An 18,082-nucleotide genomic window follows, 5' to 3' on the forward strand; every position below is an offset into this window, starting at 1 on the left:
TCGGAAAGATGAGAGGACCATGGCATGAAATGGGAAAAACTGGAACGGGCCGCGGCCGAGGCTGAACTGACCAAGCTTGCGGGCTGGGCGCTCAACGATGCTGCCTCTTCGATATCGAAGACATTCAAGTTCGCAAATTTCGTCGAGGCTTTCGGCTTCATGACGGAGGCCGCCCTTGCGGCCGAAAAACTCAACCACCATCCCGAATGGTTCAATGTCTATTCCAAGGTGGAAGTGACGCTGAACACGCACGATGCCGGCGGACTGACGGAGCTGGATTTCAAGCTTGCCAGGGCGATGGAAAAGGCGGCGGCGCGACGCGCCGCTTGAAAGCGGAGCCGATTGAAAGCCGAAGCGCCATCACCATATGTTCGCATGGACGAAAGGATAGAGGGATGGACGACGTCAAATTCGGGGAAATCCTGTTGCCGGGCGACGAGGACACGCAGAGCTGCCGGGAAAAGACCGTGCGGCAGAAATTCTGGCCGACCTTCCGGCGGGCGGTTCGGCAAATTCCGTTTTCGCGCGACGTCGTCGCCGGTTTCTACTGCGCGCTCGATCCGCAGACGCCGACCAAGGTGCGTGGCGTGCTGCTTGCAGCCCTCGCCTATTTTGTCATGCCGGTCGATATGATCCCTGATTTTTTCGCCGGCATCGGCTTTTCGGATGACATCGCCGTGCTTTCGGCCGCCTTTGCGATGGTGCGCGGCCATATAAGGCCGGGCCACTACGAAGCGGCCGACCGCGTTCTCGCCGACCGGCCGGAAGAGGTGATGAAGACGATCTAAGGCCCGTCGCGTTTTAGATCCTTGGTTTTTGCGCGTGTCGTTTTCCCGGGCGAGGTGCTTTAGGCGTTCTCCTGCTCCAGCACTTTGCGGAGCTTGCCGAAGGCAAGCCGGATGCGCGACTTCACCGTGCCGAGCGGCAGCCCGGTCGCCTCGGCGATCTCCGAATGCGATTGACCGAGGAAGAAGGCAGCGCGGAGCATGTCGCGCTGTTCTTCCGGCAGCTGGCCGACGGCGGCGCGTATCTTGGCGTCACGGTCGTCGTTGGCGATCATTTCATCGGCGCCGATCCCGGCCGGCGGCTGCAGGGCCGGGTCGGTCTCATCGAAGGTGTGGGTGCTGGCGCGGCGCTGCAAGTCGATCCGGCGATTGCGGGCAATGCGGAAAAGCCAGGTCGAAAGCGAAGACCGCGTGGCATCGTAGAGACCGGCTTTGTGCCAAAGTACGATCATGACCTCCTGAACCAGTTCCTCGGCCTCGCCACTCGTCATTTTCTGGCGCATCAGCCAGGCCTTCAGGCGGGGCGCGAAATAATCGAACAGGATGGAAAAGGCTTGCTGGTCGCGATCCTCCGCGACGGCCTTCGCGAGGGCAGCGAAACGCTGTCTTTCCTCGGCATCCATGTCCTCTCACGAGCCCCCTGCGGCGAAAATTTCGTCCCGGATTTCCAAGTCTTAATGAGGTACAACGGAATTGGGAAAGGTCAAACTCTTGCCTGAATCTTTGTGTCTTAAATTCAGCCGAACGGACGGTCGGTGCCATCGGAACAAGGTGTCACGACAGATACCGTCAAAAGGGGCAAAATTGACACTCGAGCTGAAATGACACAGGCAGATACAAATCTGCAGCCATTGTTGACCATTTGGTAACCTGAATTAAGTCAAAATAAAGCAGATCGTGATTATGCGCTGCCCGCTATGATCGCTTCGGGCCTTGAATCGCAAGAACCGGCAGGAATCCATGTTTGTAAAAAGTATCGTATCCGCCCTCGCACTCACCCTTGTTATGGCCGGAGTAGCGGCAGCGCAGCAGCCCGCTGCCGCGCCAACCCGCATCCAGCAGTTCCAGGCATGGGGCGCCTATTCCTACAAGTCGGGCAACAGCACCGTCTGCTACGTCCTGTCCGTCCCGACCGCAAAGCAGCCGGCAAGTGTCGATCACGGTGATAATTTCTTCATCGTCTCGCAGCGCCCCGGCCAGAACATCTCCTACGAACCGCAGGCGATGATGGGCTACACGGTGAAGGAAAATTCGAAGATCAACGTCGTCATCGACAACAAGACCTTCGTGATGTTCACCAAGGACAAGGCCGGCTGGGTCGAGAATGCCGCGCAGGAGCCGGCCCTCGTCGCCGCGATGAAGACCGGGCATTCGATGACGGTGAATGCCGTCTCGCGCAAGGGCACAGGCACCTCCTACAGCTATTCGCTCTCCGGCATATCGGCCGCGCTGAAGCAGATCGAAACCTGCAAGTAAGCAGTTTTCATCCGCAAAGTTTCAAGGGCCGGCCTTGCGCCGGCCTTTGCCATTTAGCTCTTTGTTTTATGCATGCCGTTCTCCCAAAACCACTTCACACTTTTGGGCGACATGCTTGATAGTGACGCGCGGGCAAAATGATGCTAAATGCCGCGCAACCAGCGGACAGAGCGGGATATCAGTCGCCGTTCCGCCATTCATTTTCTGCCAATGTGCCGTCATGCGCCCGCAAGTCTTCCGGCTTATCCCGGCAAGCCCTTGGGCTTGCAGCGGTCACATGTTCGACTTCGGGATGAAAGACTATGTCCGTCATGGATGCGATGACCATTAACAAGCCTCAGGCCGCGCGCGCCTTTGCCGACGCCGAAAAGCCGTCGCTGATCGGCATGTCTCGCGACGAAATGGGAGCAGCCCTTCGTGAAAAGGGCGTCGCCGAGAAGCAGATCAAGATGCGCGTCTCGCAGCTCTGGAACTGGATCTATGTGCGCGGGGTCTCCGATTTCGACCATATGACGAATGTCGCCAAGGAGATGCGCGAGATGCTGAAACAGCATTTCACCATAGCGCGTCCCGAGATCGTCGAGGAGCAGGTCTCCAACGACGGCACGCGCAAGTGGCTGCTGCGCTTTCCCCCGCGGGGCGCAGGGCGCCCGGTCGAGATCGAGGCCGTCTACATTCCGGAAGAAGGCCGCGGCACACTCTGCATTTCCAGCCAGGTCGGCTGCACGCTCACCTGTTCCTTCTGTCACACCGGCACGCAACGTCTGGTGCGCAACCTGACGGCCGAGGAGATTCTTTCACAGCTGCTGCTCGCTCGCGACCGGCTTGGCGACTTCCCGGACCGCGAAGCGCCACAGGGTACGATCATGCCTGCCGAAGGCCGCAAGGTCAGCAACATCGTGATGATGGGCATGGGCGAGCCGCTCTATAATTTCGACAGCGTCAAGCAGGCATTGCTGATCGCCACGGATGGTGATGGCCTGTCGCTCTCCAAGCGCCGCGTGACGCTTTCCACCTCGGGTGTCGTGCCGGAAATCTTCCGTACCGGCGAGGAGATCGGCGTCATGCTGGCGATCTCGCTGCATGCGGTGCGCGACGATCTGCGCGACATTCTGGTGCCGATCAACAAGAAATATCCGCTGAAGGAACTGATCGAGGCCTGCCGGGCCTATCCCGGCCTTTCCAACGCCCGGCGCATCACCTTCGAATATGTGATGCTGAGGGACGTCAATGACAGCCTGGAAGACGCCAAAGGGCTGATCAAGCTGTTGAAGGGCGTGCCGGCGAAGATCAACCTCATTCCGTTCAATCCCTGGCCCGGCACCAACTATCAGTGTTCCGACTGGGAGCAGATCGAGAAATTCGCCGATTTCATCAATTCGGCAGGTTATGCCTCGCCGATCCGCACGCCGCGCGGCCGCGACATTCTTGCCGCCTGCGGCCAGCTGAAATCGGAATCCGAACGCATGCGCAAAACCGAGCGCCTGGCCTTCGAAGCGATGATGATCGCCAATCACGGCGCCGACGACTGATCAGCAAGTTTGATCCTCGCTACAATTCTCCTGCATTGATTTAAGCATGCGCTTTTCCTAATAGTGCCGCCAAAATCATTCAGGAGGACACCCATGCGCCCGATTCTGCTCGCTCTTGCCGCAACTTTGGCCCTTTCCCTGCCCGCTAAGGCCGATAACGTGACCGTTGCCGTGACGGCAATCGTCGAGCACCCGGCGCTGGATGCAGCCCGCAAGGGTGTTCTCGATGTGCTGACGGCGGCTGGCTACAAAGAGGGCGAGAACCTGAAATTCGTGTTCGAGTCGGCGCAGGGCAATCCGGCGACGGCAGCCCAGATCGCCCGCCAGTTCGCTGGCGACGAGCCTAATGTCATCGTGCCGATCTCTACGCCTTCGGCCCAGGCCGTCGTCTCCGCGACGCGCGACATTCCCGTCGTCTTCACGGCGGTGTCCGATCCGCTCGGCGCCCAGCTCGTCAAGAACATGGACAAGCCCGGCGGCAATGTCACCGGCCTTTCCGACATGTCGCCGGTCGCCGAGCACCTGGCGCTGATCAAGGAAATCCTGCCCGATGTGAAAACCATCGGCTATCTCTACAATTCCGGTGAGGCGAATTCCGTTTCGCTGCTCGCCGTGCTGAAGGCCGAAGCCGAGAAGGCTGGCCTGAAAGTCGTCGAGTCGGCCGCCACCAAATCGGCTGAAGTCCAGGGTGCTGCCCGCGCCCTCGTCGGCCGCGCCGATGCGATCTACATTCCGACCGACAACACGATCATCTCCGCGCTCGAAGGCGCTGTCGCGGTTGCCGAAGAAAGCAAGCTGCCACTCTTCACCGCCGATACGGACTCGGTTTCGCGCGGTTCGATCGCTGCCCTCGGCTTCAACTATTACGACGTTGGCAAGCAGACCGGCGAGATCGTCGTGCGCGTGCTGAAGGGCGAAAACCCGGGCGACATCGCGGTCAAGACCGCCGCCGGCAGCGACCTCGTCGTCAACAAGGCGGCAGCCCAGAAGATGGGTGTCACCCTGCCGCAGAGCGTGCTTTCGCGCGCCACCAAAGTCATCGAATAAACAAGGCAGCTCTATCGCTGATCGAGTTTACAGCCGCTCCCGTTCCATGCGGGGGCGGCTGATGGTATTAAAAGCCTGATGTTTCGCGGAAGGTGCGGAGCGGAAACGGATAGAAAAGGGGCGGAAGCCTTGAGCCAAATCGCATTCTGGGGGGCCGTCGAACTTGGACTGGTCTATTCCTTCGTCGCTCTCGGGGTCTATCTCGCCTTTCGAGTTCTCGACTTTCCCGACCTGACGGTCGATGGTTCCTTTCCGCTTGGCGCGGCGGTGACGGCCGTGCTGATTATTGCTGGCGTCAATGCCTGGCTTGCGGCTCTGATCGCCATGGCGGCAGGCGCCGGTGCGGGCATGGTGACGGCGCTGCTCAACGTGCGCTTCAAGATCCTCAACCTGCTTGCCTCGATCCTGACGATGATCGCGCTCTTTTCTGTCAATCTGAGGGTGATGGGCAAACCCAACGTCGCCCTTATCAATGCCGATACGATGATCAGCCCGTTCTTCGGTCACGGACTTCGTGATTTCTACGTGCGACCGCTCTTCGTCGGCGTTCTTGTCATCGTCGCCCTCATCCTGGTCTGGCGCTTCCTGGAAAGCGACGCCGGGCTTGCCATGCGCGCGACCGGCGCCAATGCGCGGATGGCCCGCGCCCAAGGCGTCGATACCAGCCGGCAGATCTATCTCGGCATGGCGATCTCGAATGCGCTGGTGGCCTTCGGCGGCGCATTGTTTGCCCAGACCAACGGTTTTGCCGACGTCACCTCTGGCGTCGGGACGATCGTCGTCGGTCTTGCCGCCGTCATCATCGGCGAGACGTTGCTCGGACGCCGCGGCCTGCTGATCGCGCTCATCGGCTGCGTGCTCGGCTCGATCCTCTATCGCATCGCGATCCAGCTGGCGCTTTCGAGCGACGTCATCGGGTTGCAGGCCTCCGACCTCAATTTCGTCACGGCGGTGCTGGTGACCTTCGCGCTCATTCTTCCCCGTCTTCGCCGAGGTGCCGCATCGTGATCAGCGTCAAGGACATCAAGGTTGTTTTCGGACGCGGCACGCCGCTGCAGAAGCAGGCGTTGAACGGCGTCAGCCTGACCATCGAGCAGGGATCCTTCGTCACCGTCATCGGCTCCAACGGCGCCGGCAAATCGACGCTGCTCGGCGTGCTCGCCGGCGACGTCATTCCAAGTGAAGGACAGGTGCTGATCGGCAAGAACGAGGTGACGCGCAAGTCGACGGCGGCGCGCGCCGGACTCGTGGCTCGCGTCTTCCAGGATCCGTTGACGGGAAGTTGCGGCGCATTGTCGATCGAAGAAAACCTCGCTCTGGCCGCCCGGCGCGGTGAGAGGCGCGGGCTTGCGCCGGCGCTCGGTGGTGTCAGGCGCGATTATTTCCGGGAGCGGATCGCCGAACTCAATCTCGGGCTGGACAACCGGCTGAAGGACCGCATGGATCTTCTCTCGGGCGGGCAGCGGCAGGCCGTTTCGCTCGTCATGGCGACGCTTGCGGGCTCGGAAGTGCTGCTGCTCGACGAACATACGGCGGCGCTCGATCCCGGTATGGCCGAGTTCGTGATGAACCTGACGCAGAAGATCGTCGCCGAGCGCAAGCTGACGACGATGATGGTGACGCACTCCATGCGCCAGGCGCTGGATTACGGCCACCGCACGATCATGCTGCATGGCGGCGAGATCGTTCTCGATGTCGCGGGCGACAACAGGAAGAACCTGCAGGTCGAGGATCTGATCGCGATGTTCCGCAAGATGCGCGGCCAGACGCTCGACGACGATGCTTTGTTGATCGGCTAAACCAACAGCGCGCTGATCGGCCAAGGGCGTCAGTATCTCCGATCCTTTTGGGCGCTAGACAGGCATGTCGATTTACAGTGTCGCTGTTGCGCCTAGCGACGAGCGGAGTAGTATTCAGTCCTGACGACTAGCTTAGGATGTTGTGCTGAAAGCAGATACTTATGATCTGCTCGCGAAGCAACTTCAACAATATAATTGCTTCTTCGAATTTGAGCGGAAATATGGGCAACTCCAAGATTGTACCTCCCGCACCAAATGAAATCAATGATGCGTTTTCATACATAAAACAAAACGCACCGAAATTGATTGATAATTACAAAATCGCTGCCCTGGAGCTTTCTAAGGCGCCGAAAGATTACAGCTTAAGTGACGAAGAAAGAGCAGCTAGCATAATTGTGCCTGATGACTTCATAAATCTGCGAAATTTCGTAAACGATGCGTACAAGGGAAGATCTTCTGTGTATTTGTTGTTCTTATATATGGGAATACGCAAAATTATTATTTCATCCGAGGCGTAGAGATGACCGAGGCAGCGGGCTGATCGGCTGAATTCGGCCTATCGAGCCTGCGTGAGCAGGATTTTGGCTGCGAAGATCGAGAAGACGCCGGCAAAAGTATAGTCCATGCCGCGCAAAACCTTCTTGTTGTTCTGCAGCCATGACGTGAGCCAGTCGGCGGCAAAGATCACGCTGGCATTAACGGGCATGCCGATCAGAATGAAGCAAAGCCCAAGGAAAAGCAGCTTCTGCGTGACGGCGGGATCGCCGGCGCTGACGAATTGCGGCAGAAAGGTCATGAAGAAGATGATGACCTTCGGGTTCAGAAGATTGACCCAGAAGCCGGACGAGATGTTCGCAAGCGCGGTGCCCTTCTGCGCCTCGACCTTGGCGACGGTGAGCTTCGAACCGAAGCGGATCGCATGCACTGCGAGCCAGAACAGATAGGCTGCACCGCCGGTCTTCAGGATCAGGAAGGCGGTCGGCGAAGCGGTGATCAGCGCCGAAATGCCGAAGGCGACCAGCATGGTGTGGACGACGATGCCGAGGCTGGTGCCGACGACGACGAAGAGGGCAGCCTTTTTGCCCTGGGCCAGCGCACGGCTGATCGACAGCGTCATATCAGGGCCCGGGGTGGCCGCGAGCAGAAGCGTGGCGGCGGCAAAGGCAGCAAGGGTCGGCAGGCTGGGCAGGAAATCCATGGCACTCTCTGAAAGCCGGAAAGACCTGATGATCTCTTACCCGGCTTTCGGAAAATTACCAATCAAACCTGCTGATGGCGCCGATCACTTCTGTTCCAGGAAGGCCTTGAACTTGTCGGCATAGTCCTTGTGCCAGCGTGACAGCGGCGGGCGGTTCTCGATGATGTCGCCGGCAGCCCAGGCCATGCGGCGTTCGTCGACCGGGCGGGCAACGTCGTTGTCGGGGCACAGGATATAGAAATCGCCGCGTTCGAGGCTTTCGACCATGAAATCGACCGTCTGCTCCGGCGTCCAGGCGCCGGCCGGTTTTTCCGAGCGGTCGCCCTTGGTGAGGCCGGTGAAGACGAAGCCTGGGATCAGAAGATGCGCGGAGATCTTTGCGCCTTCGGTGTTGCGAAGCTCGTGTTCCAGCGCTTCGGTAAACACCTTCACGCCTGATTTGGAGATGTTATAGGCGGGGTTACCCGGCGGCGTGGTGATGCCCTGCTTGGAGCCGGTGTTGATGACGAGGCCGGGCTCGCCGTGCGACAGCATCTTCGGGCCGAAGGTGCGCGTGCCGTTGATGACACCCATCAGGTTGACGGCGAGGATATTGTCCCAGTTCGCCTGGGGGCTGAAAATCGAGGTTTCCGGGCCGATGCCGGCATTGTTCATCAGCACGTGCACGCGGCCGAAACGCTGAAGCACGGCGCGTTCGAGCGCTTCCAGCGAGTCCCGGCTGGCGACGTCGGTTTCGACCGCCATCACGTTTTCCTCGCCGGCAATGGCCTTGAGTTCGTCGGCGGCGTTCGCCAGCCGATCGCCGCCGAGATCGGCGATGACGACGCTCATGCCGGCCTTGGCAAAGTGTTTTGCTGCGGCAAGGCCGATGCCGGACGCGCCGCCGGTGATGACGGCGACATTGGATTTCTTGAAAATGTCTTGAATATTCGTCACGGCTCAGCCTCTCCTGGAGCGTTGTTCTGGCGTTGCCGAATATGGGCTCCGCTTTCGGACTGTCAAACGGTATCGGCGCCATCAGCCGTCGCACTTGCCCTTGCGTCACGCGCCAATCTCGCTAAAAGTGCCGCGACACCGGGTTTTCACCGGGCTTTATGTAACGGACCTCATCACCATGGCATCATACAAAGACGTGAAGAAAGTCGTGCTCGCCTATTCCGGCGGCCTCGACACCTCGATCATCCTGAAGTGGCTGCAGACGGAACTCGGCGCCGAAGTCGTCACCTTCACCGCCGATCTCGGCCAGGGCGAAGAGCTGGAGCCGGCGCGCAAGAAGGCCGAGATGCTCGGCATCAAGGAGATCTACATCGAGGATGTGCGCGAGGAATTCGTGCGCGATTTCGTCTTCCCGATGTTCCGCGCCAATGCCGTCTATGAAGGTGTCTACCTGCTCGGCACGTCGATCGCCCGTCCGCTGATTTCCAAGCACCTCATTGATATCGCCCGGAAGACCGGTGCTGACGCGATCGCTCACGGCGCGACCGGCAAGGGCAACGACCAGGTCCGTTTCGAACTTTCCGCCTATGCCCTGAACCCCGATATCAAGATCATCGCTCCGTGGCGTGATTGGTCCTTCAAGAGCCGCACGGACCTGCTCGCTTTTGCCGAACAGCATCAGATCCCGGTTGCCAAGGACAAGAAGGGCGAGGCGCCGTTCTCCGTCGACGCCAACCTGCTGCACTCCTCCTCCGAGGGCAAGGTTCTGGAAGATCCGGCGCAGGAAGCTCCCGAGTATGTGCATATGCGCACCATCTCGCCGGAAGCAGCCCCCGACAAGGCGACCACCATCAAGGTCGGCTTCCGCAAGGGCGATGCCGTGTCGATCAACGGTGTCGAAATGTCTCCGGCGACGCTGCTTGCGACGCTCAACAATTACGGCCGCGACAACGGCATCGGCCGTCTTGACCTCGTCGAGAACCGCTTCGTCGGCATGAAGTCGCGCGGCGTCTATGAGACCCCTGGCGGCACGATCCTGCTTTCGGCACATCGCGCCATTGAATCGATCACGCTCGACCGGGGTGCCGCTCATCTCAAGGACGAGATCATGCCGCGTTACGCCGAGCTGATCTATTACGGCTTCTGGTTCTCGCCGGAGCGCGAGATGCTGCAGGCGCTGATCGACAAGAGCCAGGAGCATGTCGAAGGCGAAGTGACGTTGAAGCTCTACAAGGGCAACGTCATGGTCATCGGCCGCGAGAGCGAAAAGTCGCTCTATTCCGACAAGCTCGTCACTTTCGAGGACGACCAGGGCGCCTACGACCAGAAGGACGCGGCCGGCTTTATCAAGCTCAACGCGTTGCGCCTGCGCACGCTCGGCAAGCGGAACCTCGCGAAGTAATCGCGGTTCTCTTTCGAACGGAGATGAGCCCGCCGGCATCGCCACGCGGGCTTTTTCGTGGGCTGAGGTAGAAAGTGCCATGGCATTCAGCGCCAGCGCTGGCTGCCCAAGTGGGCTGGATGCCGAAGAGCGGACTGAGCTTACGACAGGGCGAAGATTCTTACTTCTCTCCCGATGCCTTGAAGCTCCTCCATCCGCGAGGCTGATGAGATGCCGCTGTTGCGCAGGATCTCTGAAACTTGGGCGTCCCCGACAATCGCCTCCGTCGTCATGATGACATTGGGATCGGCAAGACCCTGGACGCGGGAGGCGATGTTGACGGTCTGGCCGAAGTAGTCCTGCCGGTCGTTCAGGTTGACCGCGAGGCATGGCCCCTCATGGATGCCGATCTTCAGGAGAAGATCGTCGCTACCGTGTTCGGCATTCAGTCGGAGCATCGCCTGCCGCATCCGCAGCGCGGCCGCCACCGCGCGGTCCGGGCTCGGAAAGGTTGCCATGACCGCATCGCCTATGGTCTTGACGACCGCTCCGGCCTCTGTCGCGACAATCTCGTGAAGAACCCTGAAATGCGCTCTCACCAGATCGAAAGCGGCAAGATCTCCGACGCGCTCGTAAAGAGCCGTCGAACCCCTCAAGTCAGTGAAGAGGAAAGTCAGGCTTGTGATCTTGAGGCGCTGGTCGACGTCGAGAGTGTCAGTCCGATAGATGTCCCGGAAACTCTGGTTCGTCAGCAGCCGTTTGGCCGTCAGAAAACCTCGCCTGCGGCCCAGCAACTCATGCAGGTCATCTCCTGCCACGCAGACGTTCGGCACCACTCTGCGATCGGAATGGTTTTCGAGGGTGAGCCGCAGTAAGCCGGGACGCAGCGTCAGCGTCTCGTTCAGCGCATGCCCCCGGCTGATGACCATCGAGAGGTTTTGACGCTCGTCGGTCGGTTCACCCTTTACGTCGATGAACTGTGCCGAGTGTGTTACCGCATCGAAGATGATGACGAAATGCGCGGGCAGTTGCAGTGAGACGAAAGCTTTCTCGCCCGGAGCCAGCTCGATCATCTCAAGCATAATGCGTGCGAATTTCGCTTCCAGGTTCTCCGGCAAGTCGACTCCAGAGCTGAAGAAGATTTGGCGGTAATACTCAAGCGGAGGCAGCAGATCGGGCTCATGGGCGGCAATCCTGCGAACACGCGGATTGACCGTGAACGTTACCTCGACCATCTCGTCAAGGGTTGGTTCATATCCAGCAGCGCAGAGTGCGCAATGGTAGGTGTCCTGGACGACCCCTTTGAGGGTTGCGCCGCTGTCAAGGACGCCGCCGCATCCTGGGCAAAGGACATTCCAGGTCATCTCAAACACGCCGATGCGCGCTGCATGGAGAAACGCCGCGATCGTTTTCTCTTCGTCGAGATGGTGCTTATCGGCAAAGGCGAGCGCATTGATGCGATTGAGATCGCGATCCAAGCCATGTATGACCACGTTCTCGATGCACTCCACCGTCCGCGGGTCGGCCGCCTGTCGCAGTGTGGCAAAAAGCACGTCCACTTCGCTCATCAGACAAGTCTCTGTGCGCAGAACCTACGGCGGACGACGCCGATACCGCATCATAACACGGGAGTTTCCCAATAGATATCCGTGGCCCCGATACTGTCCGCTTCCCGATCTGATCCCGCTTTTCATGGCCGTGCAACCACCCTTGACGGAAGCCCGCGATCACTTACTCTGTCATGATCGTCCTCCGGAGCATTCCCATGACGCAGTCACTGGTCTTCGGCGCCTTCCTGGCGGCGCTCTTCTATGTGCTCATTCCGGGACCCGCCTTCCTGCAACTGCTCGGCATCGGCGCCGGGCAAGGCCGCAAAGCCGGCGCCTTCTTCATGATGGGGCATCTCGTCGGGGACATCATCTGGTCGTCACTGGCACTGATCGCGATCGTCGGCGCAAAGACGATCGGGACCTTCGTCTTCGACCTGCTCGGCCTTGCCTGTGGCTTCTATCTCGCCTGGATCGGCTGGAGCGCCGTCAATGCCAAGCCGAAGGCGGAGGGGCAGTCGCTTGTCATGGTCGAGCGGCCGTTTCGCCGTGGGCTGATCTTCGGCGTCACCAATCCGAAGGGTTATCCGGTGGCGCTTGCCACGTTCACAGCATTGGTCGCGGGCTCGGCCGGCGCGCTCGATTTCGAGGCGTTGCCGCTGCTGCTCGGTGTGTCATTCCTGGGTTTCGTGACGGCCGACATTATCCTGATCGGTGTTATCGGCGCGGGCGCGGTGCGCCGCTTCTATCGTGCGCATGAGCGGCTGATCGTGCGCTGCTCCGGCGTTCTCTTCATGGGATTTGCCGCGCAGGCGCTATGGCATGCGACGCCCGGCTTGCTCGGCTGGCGGAAGGCCTAAGCGCGATCAGCCATCCAGGAAATTGACGATCGATTTCAGCGTCTGAACTTCATTCGGATCGCCGATCGACATGGCGACCTGCAGCTGGTTCTTGTAATAGTCGAGGAAATTGAAGCTGGTGCCGTCGGTGACGCTGGAGAGATCGATGACGTTGCCGAGCGGATCGATCGCATGCATCGGCAGCGGCTCGGAGATCGCGGCATAGGTATTCTGATCGATCAGGCCGCTGTCGAAACTCTGGCGCGCGTAATTGCGCAGCTCTCCCGGGCTGACCGCGGTAAAATCCGGGCCTTCGCCAACATCGTCTTCGATCTGGAATGAGGCCGGGGCGGGAGCTCTGGTCTCGATTGCAATATCAGAGGTCTTCGAACTTTTTGCGTTATTAGGATTGTTTTTAAATAGCAAACTCTGAGAAGACCGCACAGAAAAAATTTCCATGCCGCATGTCCCCTTACAAGAAGATTATCGGGAATCTAGCGCTTGCGCCTGATTCGCGTCAATCGTTAACAAATGGTTAATTTGCGTGCGTCAAATTTTGTCCACCAGATTTGGCGGACGTGCATCAGTTTGTTGGACTGGGCAAAAGGCTCACAGCCGCGACATACCAATTTGACCACCGCTCTCCTATATTGACGATCCATTCGCATGCCAAAAAGGATTCTTCGATGCCTTCTCCACATGATTTCAATCCGGCTCTCGTCGACTGGGACGGTCTTCACGGCCTGCCGCGTTTCGATGCTTTGAACGACGGCGACTTTGCCGCCGCCTTCGAGGCGGCGCTGGCCGCACATGAAAGGGAGATCGACGAGATCGCCGGAAATGGCGATGCACCGACATTCGAGAATACGGTCGTGGCGCTGGAAATCGCCGGCGATGCGCTGTCGCGCGTCTCGGCGCTGTTCTGGAGCAGGGCGGGCGCGCATACCAACGACGTCATCCAGGCGCTGGAGCGGGAGATCTCGCCGAAGATGTCGCGCCACTATTCGAAGATCGGCATGAATGCTGCGCTTTTTGCCCGCATCGACATGCTCTGGGAGAAGCGTGAGAGCCTTGGGCTGACACTCGAACAGACGCGCGTGCTGGAACGGCATTGGAAAGGCTTCGTCAAGTCAGGCGCCAAGCTTGAAAAGGCCGAGCAGGAGCAGCTTGCCGCGATCAATGAAAAGCTCGCCGGTCTTGGCACCCAATTCGGCCAGAACGTGCTTGCCGACGAGAAGGCTTGGGCGCTTACGCTCTCCGATGGCGCCGAGCTCGACGGGCTGCCGGAATTCCTGCGCGATGCGATGGCGGCAGCCGCGCGCGAACGCGGCGAGGAGGGCAAATATGCGGTGACGCTGTCACGCTCGATCATCGAGCCGTTCCTGACCTTTTCGGAGCGCCGGGATCTGCGTGAGCAGGCTTTCAAGGCATGGGTCGCGCGCGGCGCGAACGGCGGTGAGACGGATAATCGCGCCGTCATCGGGGAAACGCTGACGTTGCGCCAGCAGGTGGCGACGCTGCTCGGCTACGGCAATTTCGCCGAGCTGAAGCTCGACAACACGATGGCGAAGACGGCCGATGCGGTGAACGGCCTGCTCAGGGCCGTCTGGGCGCGGGCGGTGAAACGCGCCGGCGAGGAAGAGGCCGACATCGCCGCCCTGATTGCCGAGGAAGGCCGGAACCATGAGGTGATGCCCTGGGACTGGCGCCACTACGCCGAGAAGATCCGGGCGCGGAAGTTCGATTTCTCCGAGGCCGAGCTCAAGCCCTATCTGCAGCTCGAGAAGATCATTGACGCCTGCTTCGATGTGGCGGGCCGGCTGTTCGGCATCCGCGCAGTCGAGAAGAAGGGGGTGCCGGCCTATCACCCTGATGTCAGGGTCTTCGAAATCAGGGACCGGGAGGACCGGCTGGTCGCTCTCTTCCTCGGCGATTATTTCGCCCGCGGCTCGAAACGATCAGGGGCGTGGATGAGCTCGCTGCAATCGCAGCACAGGCTGGAGCTGAAGAACGGCCACCACGGCGAATTGCCGATCATCTACAATGTCTGCAATTTCGCCAAGCCGGCTGAAGGCAAGCCGGCGCTGCTGTCGCTCGACGATGCCCGCACGCTGTTCCACGAATTCGGCCATGCTTTGCACGGCATGCTTTCTAATGTCACCTACCCTTCCGTTTCCGGCACCGGCGTCTCACGCGATTTCGTGGAACTGCCCTCGCAGCTCTACGAGCACTGGCTGACGGTTCCCGCCATCCTCAAGGAATATGCCGTTCACTTCGAGACGGGCGAGGCGATGCCACAAGTGTTGCTTGACAAGGTGCTGGCGGCCCGCACCTTCAATGCCGGCTTCAACACCGTCGAGTTCACCTCTTCGGCGCTTGTTGATATGGCGTTTCACACGCGGAAGGCGGTCGAAGACCCGATGGCGGTGCAGGCGGAGGTGCTGGCCGAAATCGGCATGCCGAAGTCGATCGTCATGCGCCATGCGACGCCGCACTTCCAGCATATCTTCTCCGGCGGTTATTCGGCGGGCTACTATTCCTACATGTGGTCGGAGGTGCTCGACGCCGACGCCTTCGCCGCCTTCGAGGAGACGGGAGACGCCTTCAACGGCGAGATGGCGCGCAAGCTCAGGGAAAATATCTATTCCGCAGGCGGTTCGGTCGATCCCGGGGATGCCTACAAGGCCTTCCGCGGCAAGCTGCCGAGCCCGGATGCGATGCTGGTCAAGAAGGGGCTTGCGACCTTCGAGGAATTGACAGGCAGCGACGCTTAAGACAGTTTCGTGACGGACGCACGGGCGGCATGGTGGCAACCATGCCGCAGCTTTCGCGCGCGACCCCCTTTCGCAATCGCGAAAAAACCGGTATGAGCGCGCCAAACATAAATGGCGCGTCCACTTGGCGTAGCGCCCCAGCCTCAGAGATTATGACATTATGGCACTTCGCAACATCGCGATCATCGCGCACGTTGACCATGGCAAAACCACCCTCGTCGACGAGCTCCTGAAACAGTCCGGCTCGTTCCGCGAGAACCAGCGCGTTGCAGAACGCGTGATGGACTCGAACGACCTGGAAAAGGAACGCGGCATCACCATTCTCGCCAAGGCGACTTCGGTGGAATGGAAGGGTGTCCGCATCAACATCGTCGATACCCCCGGCCACGCCGACTTCGGCGGCGAAGTCGAGCGTATTCTCTCGATGGTGGATGGCGCGATCGTTCTCGTCGACTCCTCCGAAGGCCCGATGCCGCAGACGAAGTTCGTTGTTTCGAAGGCATTGAAGGTCGGCCTTCGCCCGATCGTCGCGATCAACAAGATCGACCGTCCCGATGGTCGCCACGAAGAAGTCATCAACGAAGTCTTCGACCTCTTCGCCAATCTCGACGCAACCGACGAGCAGCTCGATTTCCCGATCCTCTACGGTTCCGGCCGCGACGGCTGGATGAACGTCAATCCGGAAGGTCCGAAGGATCAGGGTCTTGCGCCGCTTCTAGACCTGGTGCTCAAGCATGTGCCTGAGCCGACTGTCGAGGAAGGTCCGTTCCGCATGATCGGCACGATCCTCGAAGCCAACCCCTTCCTCGGTCGTATCATCACCGGCCGTATCGCATCGGGCTCGATCAAGCCGAACCAGGCCGTCAAGGTCCTCGGCCAGGACGGCAAGCTGATCGAAACCGGCAGAATTTCCAAGATCCTCGCCTTCCGCGGCATCGAGCGCACGGCGATCGAAGAAGCGCATGCGGGCGACATCGTCGCGATCGCCGGCCTTTCCAAGGGTACGGTTGCCGATACCTTCTGCGATCCGGCCGTCTCGGAAGCTATGAAGGCGCAGCCTATCGATCCGCCGACCGTCACCATGTCCTTCATCGTCAACGACAGCCCGCTGGCGGGCACCGAAGGCGACAAGGTGACGAGCCGCGTCATCCGCGACCGTCTCTTCAAGGAAGCCGAAGGCAACGTCGCCCTGAAGATCGAAGAAGCCGAAGGCAAGGATTCGTTCTACGTGTCCGGCCGCGGCGAACTCCAGCTCGCCGTTCTCATCGAAACCATGCGTCGCGAAGGTTTCGAGCTTGCCGTATCGCGTCCGCGCGTTGTGATGCACAAGGATGAAAGCGGCCAGCTTCTGGAGCCGATCGAGGAAGTCGTCGTCGACGTCGACGAAGAACATTCCGGTGTCGTCGTACAGAAGATGTCCGAGCGCAAGGCCGAAATGGTCGAGCTGCGTCCGTCGGGCGGCAATCGTCTTCGCCTGCGTTTCTACGCGCCGACCCGTGGCCTGATCGGCTACCAGTCGGAGCTACTAACCGATACGCGCGGCACGGCGATCATGAACCGCCTGTTCCACGACTACCAGCCCTACAAGGGCGTAATCGGCGGTCGCGTCAACGGCGTGCTGCTCGCCAACGCTTCCGGCGAAGCCGTCGCCTATGCGATGTTCAACCTGGAAGATCGCGGCCCGATGATCATCGAGCCGGGCGAAAAGGTCTATGCCGGTATGATCATTGGCATCCATTCGCGCGACAACGACCTTGAAGTGAACGTCCTGAAGGGCAAGCAGCTCACCAACATCCGCGCCGCCGGCAAGGACGAAGCGGTGAAGCTGACGCCGCCGATCCGCATGACGCTCGATCGCGCGCTCTCCTGGATCCAGGACGACGAGCTGATGGAAGTGACGCCGAAGAATATTCGTCTGCGCAAGATGTATCTCGACGCCAACGACCGCAAGCGTTTCGAAAAGTCGAAGGCGGCTCTCTGAGAACCTCAAGATATCCGTTTGAAACCCCGGCCTTCGCGCCGGGGTTTTTTATTGTGCGCCGCTTCGATTCCGGCTTGTGACAATCGTTAAAAAAGCGTTAAATTTTGACCGTCGTCCACATGTTAAGTCTGTGGGCAATCGACCAGAATGTGCCATCGCATATGGTTAATTGTCCCTGGCAGGGCCAGAGTAAACGTTATGAAGACGTTGTCGATCGATGTCCGGCGGGCTGAACCGCATGATGCCCGAGCCATTTCGGAAACGCACCGGCTCGCCTGGCAGCATACCTATGCCGGCATCATTCCGCATCGCGCACTGAGGCAGATGATCGAGCGGCGCGGTGAAAACTGGTGGCGCAAGGCAACGCGCGGACCCGCGACGCTTCTGGTTCTCGATGTTGCGGGGACTGTCGCAGGTTACGCGACGCTCGGTCTCAACCGCGCCCGCGCCCTGCCGCAGGAAGGCGAGATCTACGAGCTCTATCTTCGTCCCGAATATCAGGGCATCGGGCTCGGCAAGATGCTGTTCGGTGAGTCGCGCCGGCTCCTGAAGTCGCTCGGCTGCAACGGGCTGGTCGTCTGGTGCCTCGAGGAAAACGAGAACGCCAGCCGGTTCTACCGCAGTCATGGCGGCATCGATTTTTGCGAAGGCATGGAAAATTTCGACCACAAGCAGTTGAAGAAGGTCGGCTTCATCTGGAACTGAACCGCTTGGCCGGCAATCAGTTCATCCCCCGCTAGAAATTTTGCTGTGTTTGCGCGCCGGTGCCATCGGGCATTGGCGACGT

Annotated in this window: 18 protein-coding genes; 13 read left to right on the plus strand and 5 right to left on the minus strand. The window is 59.9% G+C overall.

Annotated features, from left to right (window positions below; genetic code table 11):
* Positions 1–24 precede the first annotated feature (24 nt).
* Both EFB14_RS18000 and EFB14_RS18005 read left to right on the plus strand, forming a co-directional pair.
* Complete coding sequence (locus tag EFB14_RS18000; protein ID WP_126827648.1) at positions 25–330, plus strand: 4a-hydroxytetrahydrobiopterin dehydratase; 306 nt, start codon at positions 25–27, stop codon at positions 328–330.
* A 65-nt stretch (positions 331–395) separates the two neighbouring features.
* Entirely contained in the window at positions 396–788 is a 393-nt protein-coding gene (locus EFB14_RS18005; protein WP_126827650.1) for a YkvA family protein, read from the plus strand.
* A 59-nt stretch (positions 789–847) separates the two neighbouring features.
* Here EFB14_RS18005 and EFB14_RS18010 read toward each other — a convergent pair whose 3' ends face one another.
* Entirely contained in the window at positions 848–1,408 is a 561-nt protein-coding gene (locus EFB14_RS18010; RefSeq protein WP_126827652.1) for a sigma-70 family RNA polymerase sigma factor, read from the minus strand.
* 337 nt (positions 1,409–1,745) lie between these two features.
* Between EFB14_RS18010 and EFB14_RS18015 the strand changes: the two genes are divergently transcribed.
* The 6 genes from EFB14_RS18015 to EFB14_RS18040 all read left to right on the plus strand — a co-directional run bounded on the left by EFB14_RS18015 (position 1,746) and on the right by EFB14_RS18040 (position 7,157).
* Complete coding sequence (locus EFB14_RS18015) at positions 1,746–2,261, plus strand: invasion associated locus B family protein (protein WP_125846052.1); 516 nt, start codon at positions 1,746–1,748, stop codon at positions 2,259–2,261.
* A 302-nt stretch (positions 2,262–2,563) separates the two neighbouring features.
* A complete protein-coding gene (gene rlmN / locus EFB14_RS18020) occupies positions 2,564–3,793 on the plus strand; it encodes a dual-specificity RNA methyltransferase RlmN (RefSeq protein ID WP_126827654.1) in 1,230 nt (409 codons plus the stop codon).
* 93 nt (positions 3,794–3,886) lie between these two features.
* On the plus strand, positions 3,887–4,840 hold the full coding sequence (locus tag EFB14_RS18025; RefSeq protein ID WP_126827656.1) for an ABC transporter substrate-binding protein: 954 nt from the start codon (positions 3,887–3,889) through the stop codon (positions 4,838–4,840).
* Positions 4,841–4,969: 129 nt separating this feature from the next.
* Positions 4,970–5,848 carry an ABC transporter permease gene (locus EFB14_RS18030; RefSeq protein WP_126827659.1) on the plus strand — a complete coding sequence of 293 codons (879 nt, stop codon included), beginning with the start codon at positions 4,970–4,972 and terminating at the stop codon, positions 5,846–5,848.
* Complete coding sequence (locus tag EFB14_RS18035; protein ID WP_126827661.1) at positions 5,845–6,639, plus strand: ABC transporter ATP-binding protein; 795 nt, start codon at positions 5,845–5,847, stop codon at positions 6,637–6,639. Before EFB14_RS18030 ends, EFB14_RS18035 begins: the two co-directional genes overlap by 4 nt.
* A 221-nt stretch (positions 6,640–6,860) precedes the next feature.
* Complete coding sequence (locus EFB14_RS18040; protein WP_126827663.1) at positions 6,861–7,157, plus strand: hypothetical protein; 297 nt, start codon at positions 6,861–6,863, stop codon at positions 7,155–7,157.
* Between the two features lie 38 nt (positions 7,158–7,195).
* Here EFB14_RS18040 and EFB14_RS18045 read toward each other — a convergent pair whose 3' ends face one another.
* Together EFB14_RS18045 and EFB14_RS18050 are read right to left on the minus strand one after the other, a co-directional pair.
* Positions 7,196–7,837: a LysE family translocator gene (locus EFB14_RS18045; RefSeq protein ID WP_126827665.1), complete on the minus strand. Its 642-nt coding sequence runs from the start codon at positions 7,835–7,837 to the stop codon at positions 7,196–7,198.
* A gap of 84 nt (positions 7,838–7,921) precedes the next feature.
* Positions 7,922–8,773 carry an SDR family NAD(P)-dependent oxidoreductase gene (locus EFB14_RS18050; RefSeq protein WP_126827667.1) on the minus strand — a complete coding sequence of 284 codons (852 nt, stop codon included), beginning with the start codon at positions 8,771–8,773 and terminating at the stop codon, positions 7,922–7,924.
* A 178-nt stretch (positions 8,774–8,951) separates the two neighbouring features.
* Here EFB14_RS18050 and EFB14_RS18055 point away from each other — a divergent pair, with 178 nt between their 5' ends.
* On the plus strand, positions 8,952–10,175 hold the full coding sequence (locus EFB14_RS18055; protein ID WP_126827669.1) for an argininosuccinate synthase: 1,224 nt from the start codon (positions 8,952–8,954) through the stop codon (positions 10,173–10,175).
* A gap of 140 nt (positions 10,176–10,315) precedes the next feature.
* On the opposite strand, the gene EFB14_RS18060 is transcribed toward EFB14_RS18055, so the two are convergent.
* Positions 10,316–11,722, minus strand: coding sequence for an adenylate/guanylate cyclase domain-containing protein (locus tag EFB14_RS18060; protein WP_126827671.1), 1,407 nt, complete (start codon positions 11,720–11,722; stop codon positions 10,316–10,318).
* Between the two features lie 197 nt (positions 11,723–11,919).
* Between EFB14_RS18060 and EFB14_RS18065 the strand changes: the two genes are divergently transcribed.
* Positions 11,920–12,561 (plus strand): LysE family translocator, encoded by a 642-nt coding sequence (locus EFB14_RS18065; RefSeq protein ID WP_126827673.1) that lies wholly within the window; start codon positions 11,920–11,922, stop codon positions 12,559–12,561.
* A 6-nt stretch (positions 12,562–12,567) separates the two neighbouring features.
* Here EFB14_RS18065 and EFB14_RS18070 read toward each other — a convergent pair whose 3' ends face one another.
* Positions 12,568–12,999: a hypothetical protein gene (locus EFB14_RS18070; protein WP_126827675.1), complete on the minus strand. Its 432-nt coding sequence runs from the start codon at positions 12,997–12,999 to the stop codon at positions 12,568–12,570.
* Positions 13,000–13,226: 227 nt separating this feature from the next.
* On the opposite strand from EFB14_RS18070, the gene EFB14_RS18075 reads away from it, so the two are divergent.
* The 3 genes from EFB14_RS18075 to EFB14_RS18085 all read left to right on the plus strand — a co-directional run bounded on the left by EFB14_RS18075 (position 13,227) and on the right by EFB14_RS18085 (position 18,000).
* The gene (locus tag EFB14_RS18075) at positions 13,227–15,314 is read left to right on the plus strand and encodes a M3 family metallopeptidase (RefSeq protein ID WP_126827677.1); all 2,088 of its coding nucleotides are present in this window, start codon (positions 13,227–13,229) and stop codon (positions 15,312–15,314) included.
* Between the two features lie 160 nt (positions 15,315–15,474).
* Positions 15,475–17,295 (plus strand): translational GTPase TypA, encoded by a 1,821-nt coding sequence (gene typA / locus EFB14_RS18080; protein WP_097617978.1) that lies wholly within the window; start codon positions 15,475–15,477, stop codon positions 17,293–17,295.
* A gap of 198 nt (positions 17,296–17,493) precedes the next feature.
* Entirely contained in the window at positions 17,494–18,000 is a 507-nt protein-coding gene (locus tag EFB14_RS18085) for a GNAT family N-acetyltransferase (protein ID WP_125846073.1), read from the plus strand.
* The last annotated feature ends 82 nt before the right edge of the window (positions 18,001–18,082 follow it).

It is taken from the genome of Rhizobium fabae (genome assembly GCF_003985135.1).
Classification (GTDB): domain Bacteria; phylum Pseudomonadota; class Alphaproteobacteria; order Rhizobiales; family Rhizobiaceae; genus Rhizobium; species Rhizobium pisi.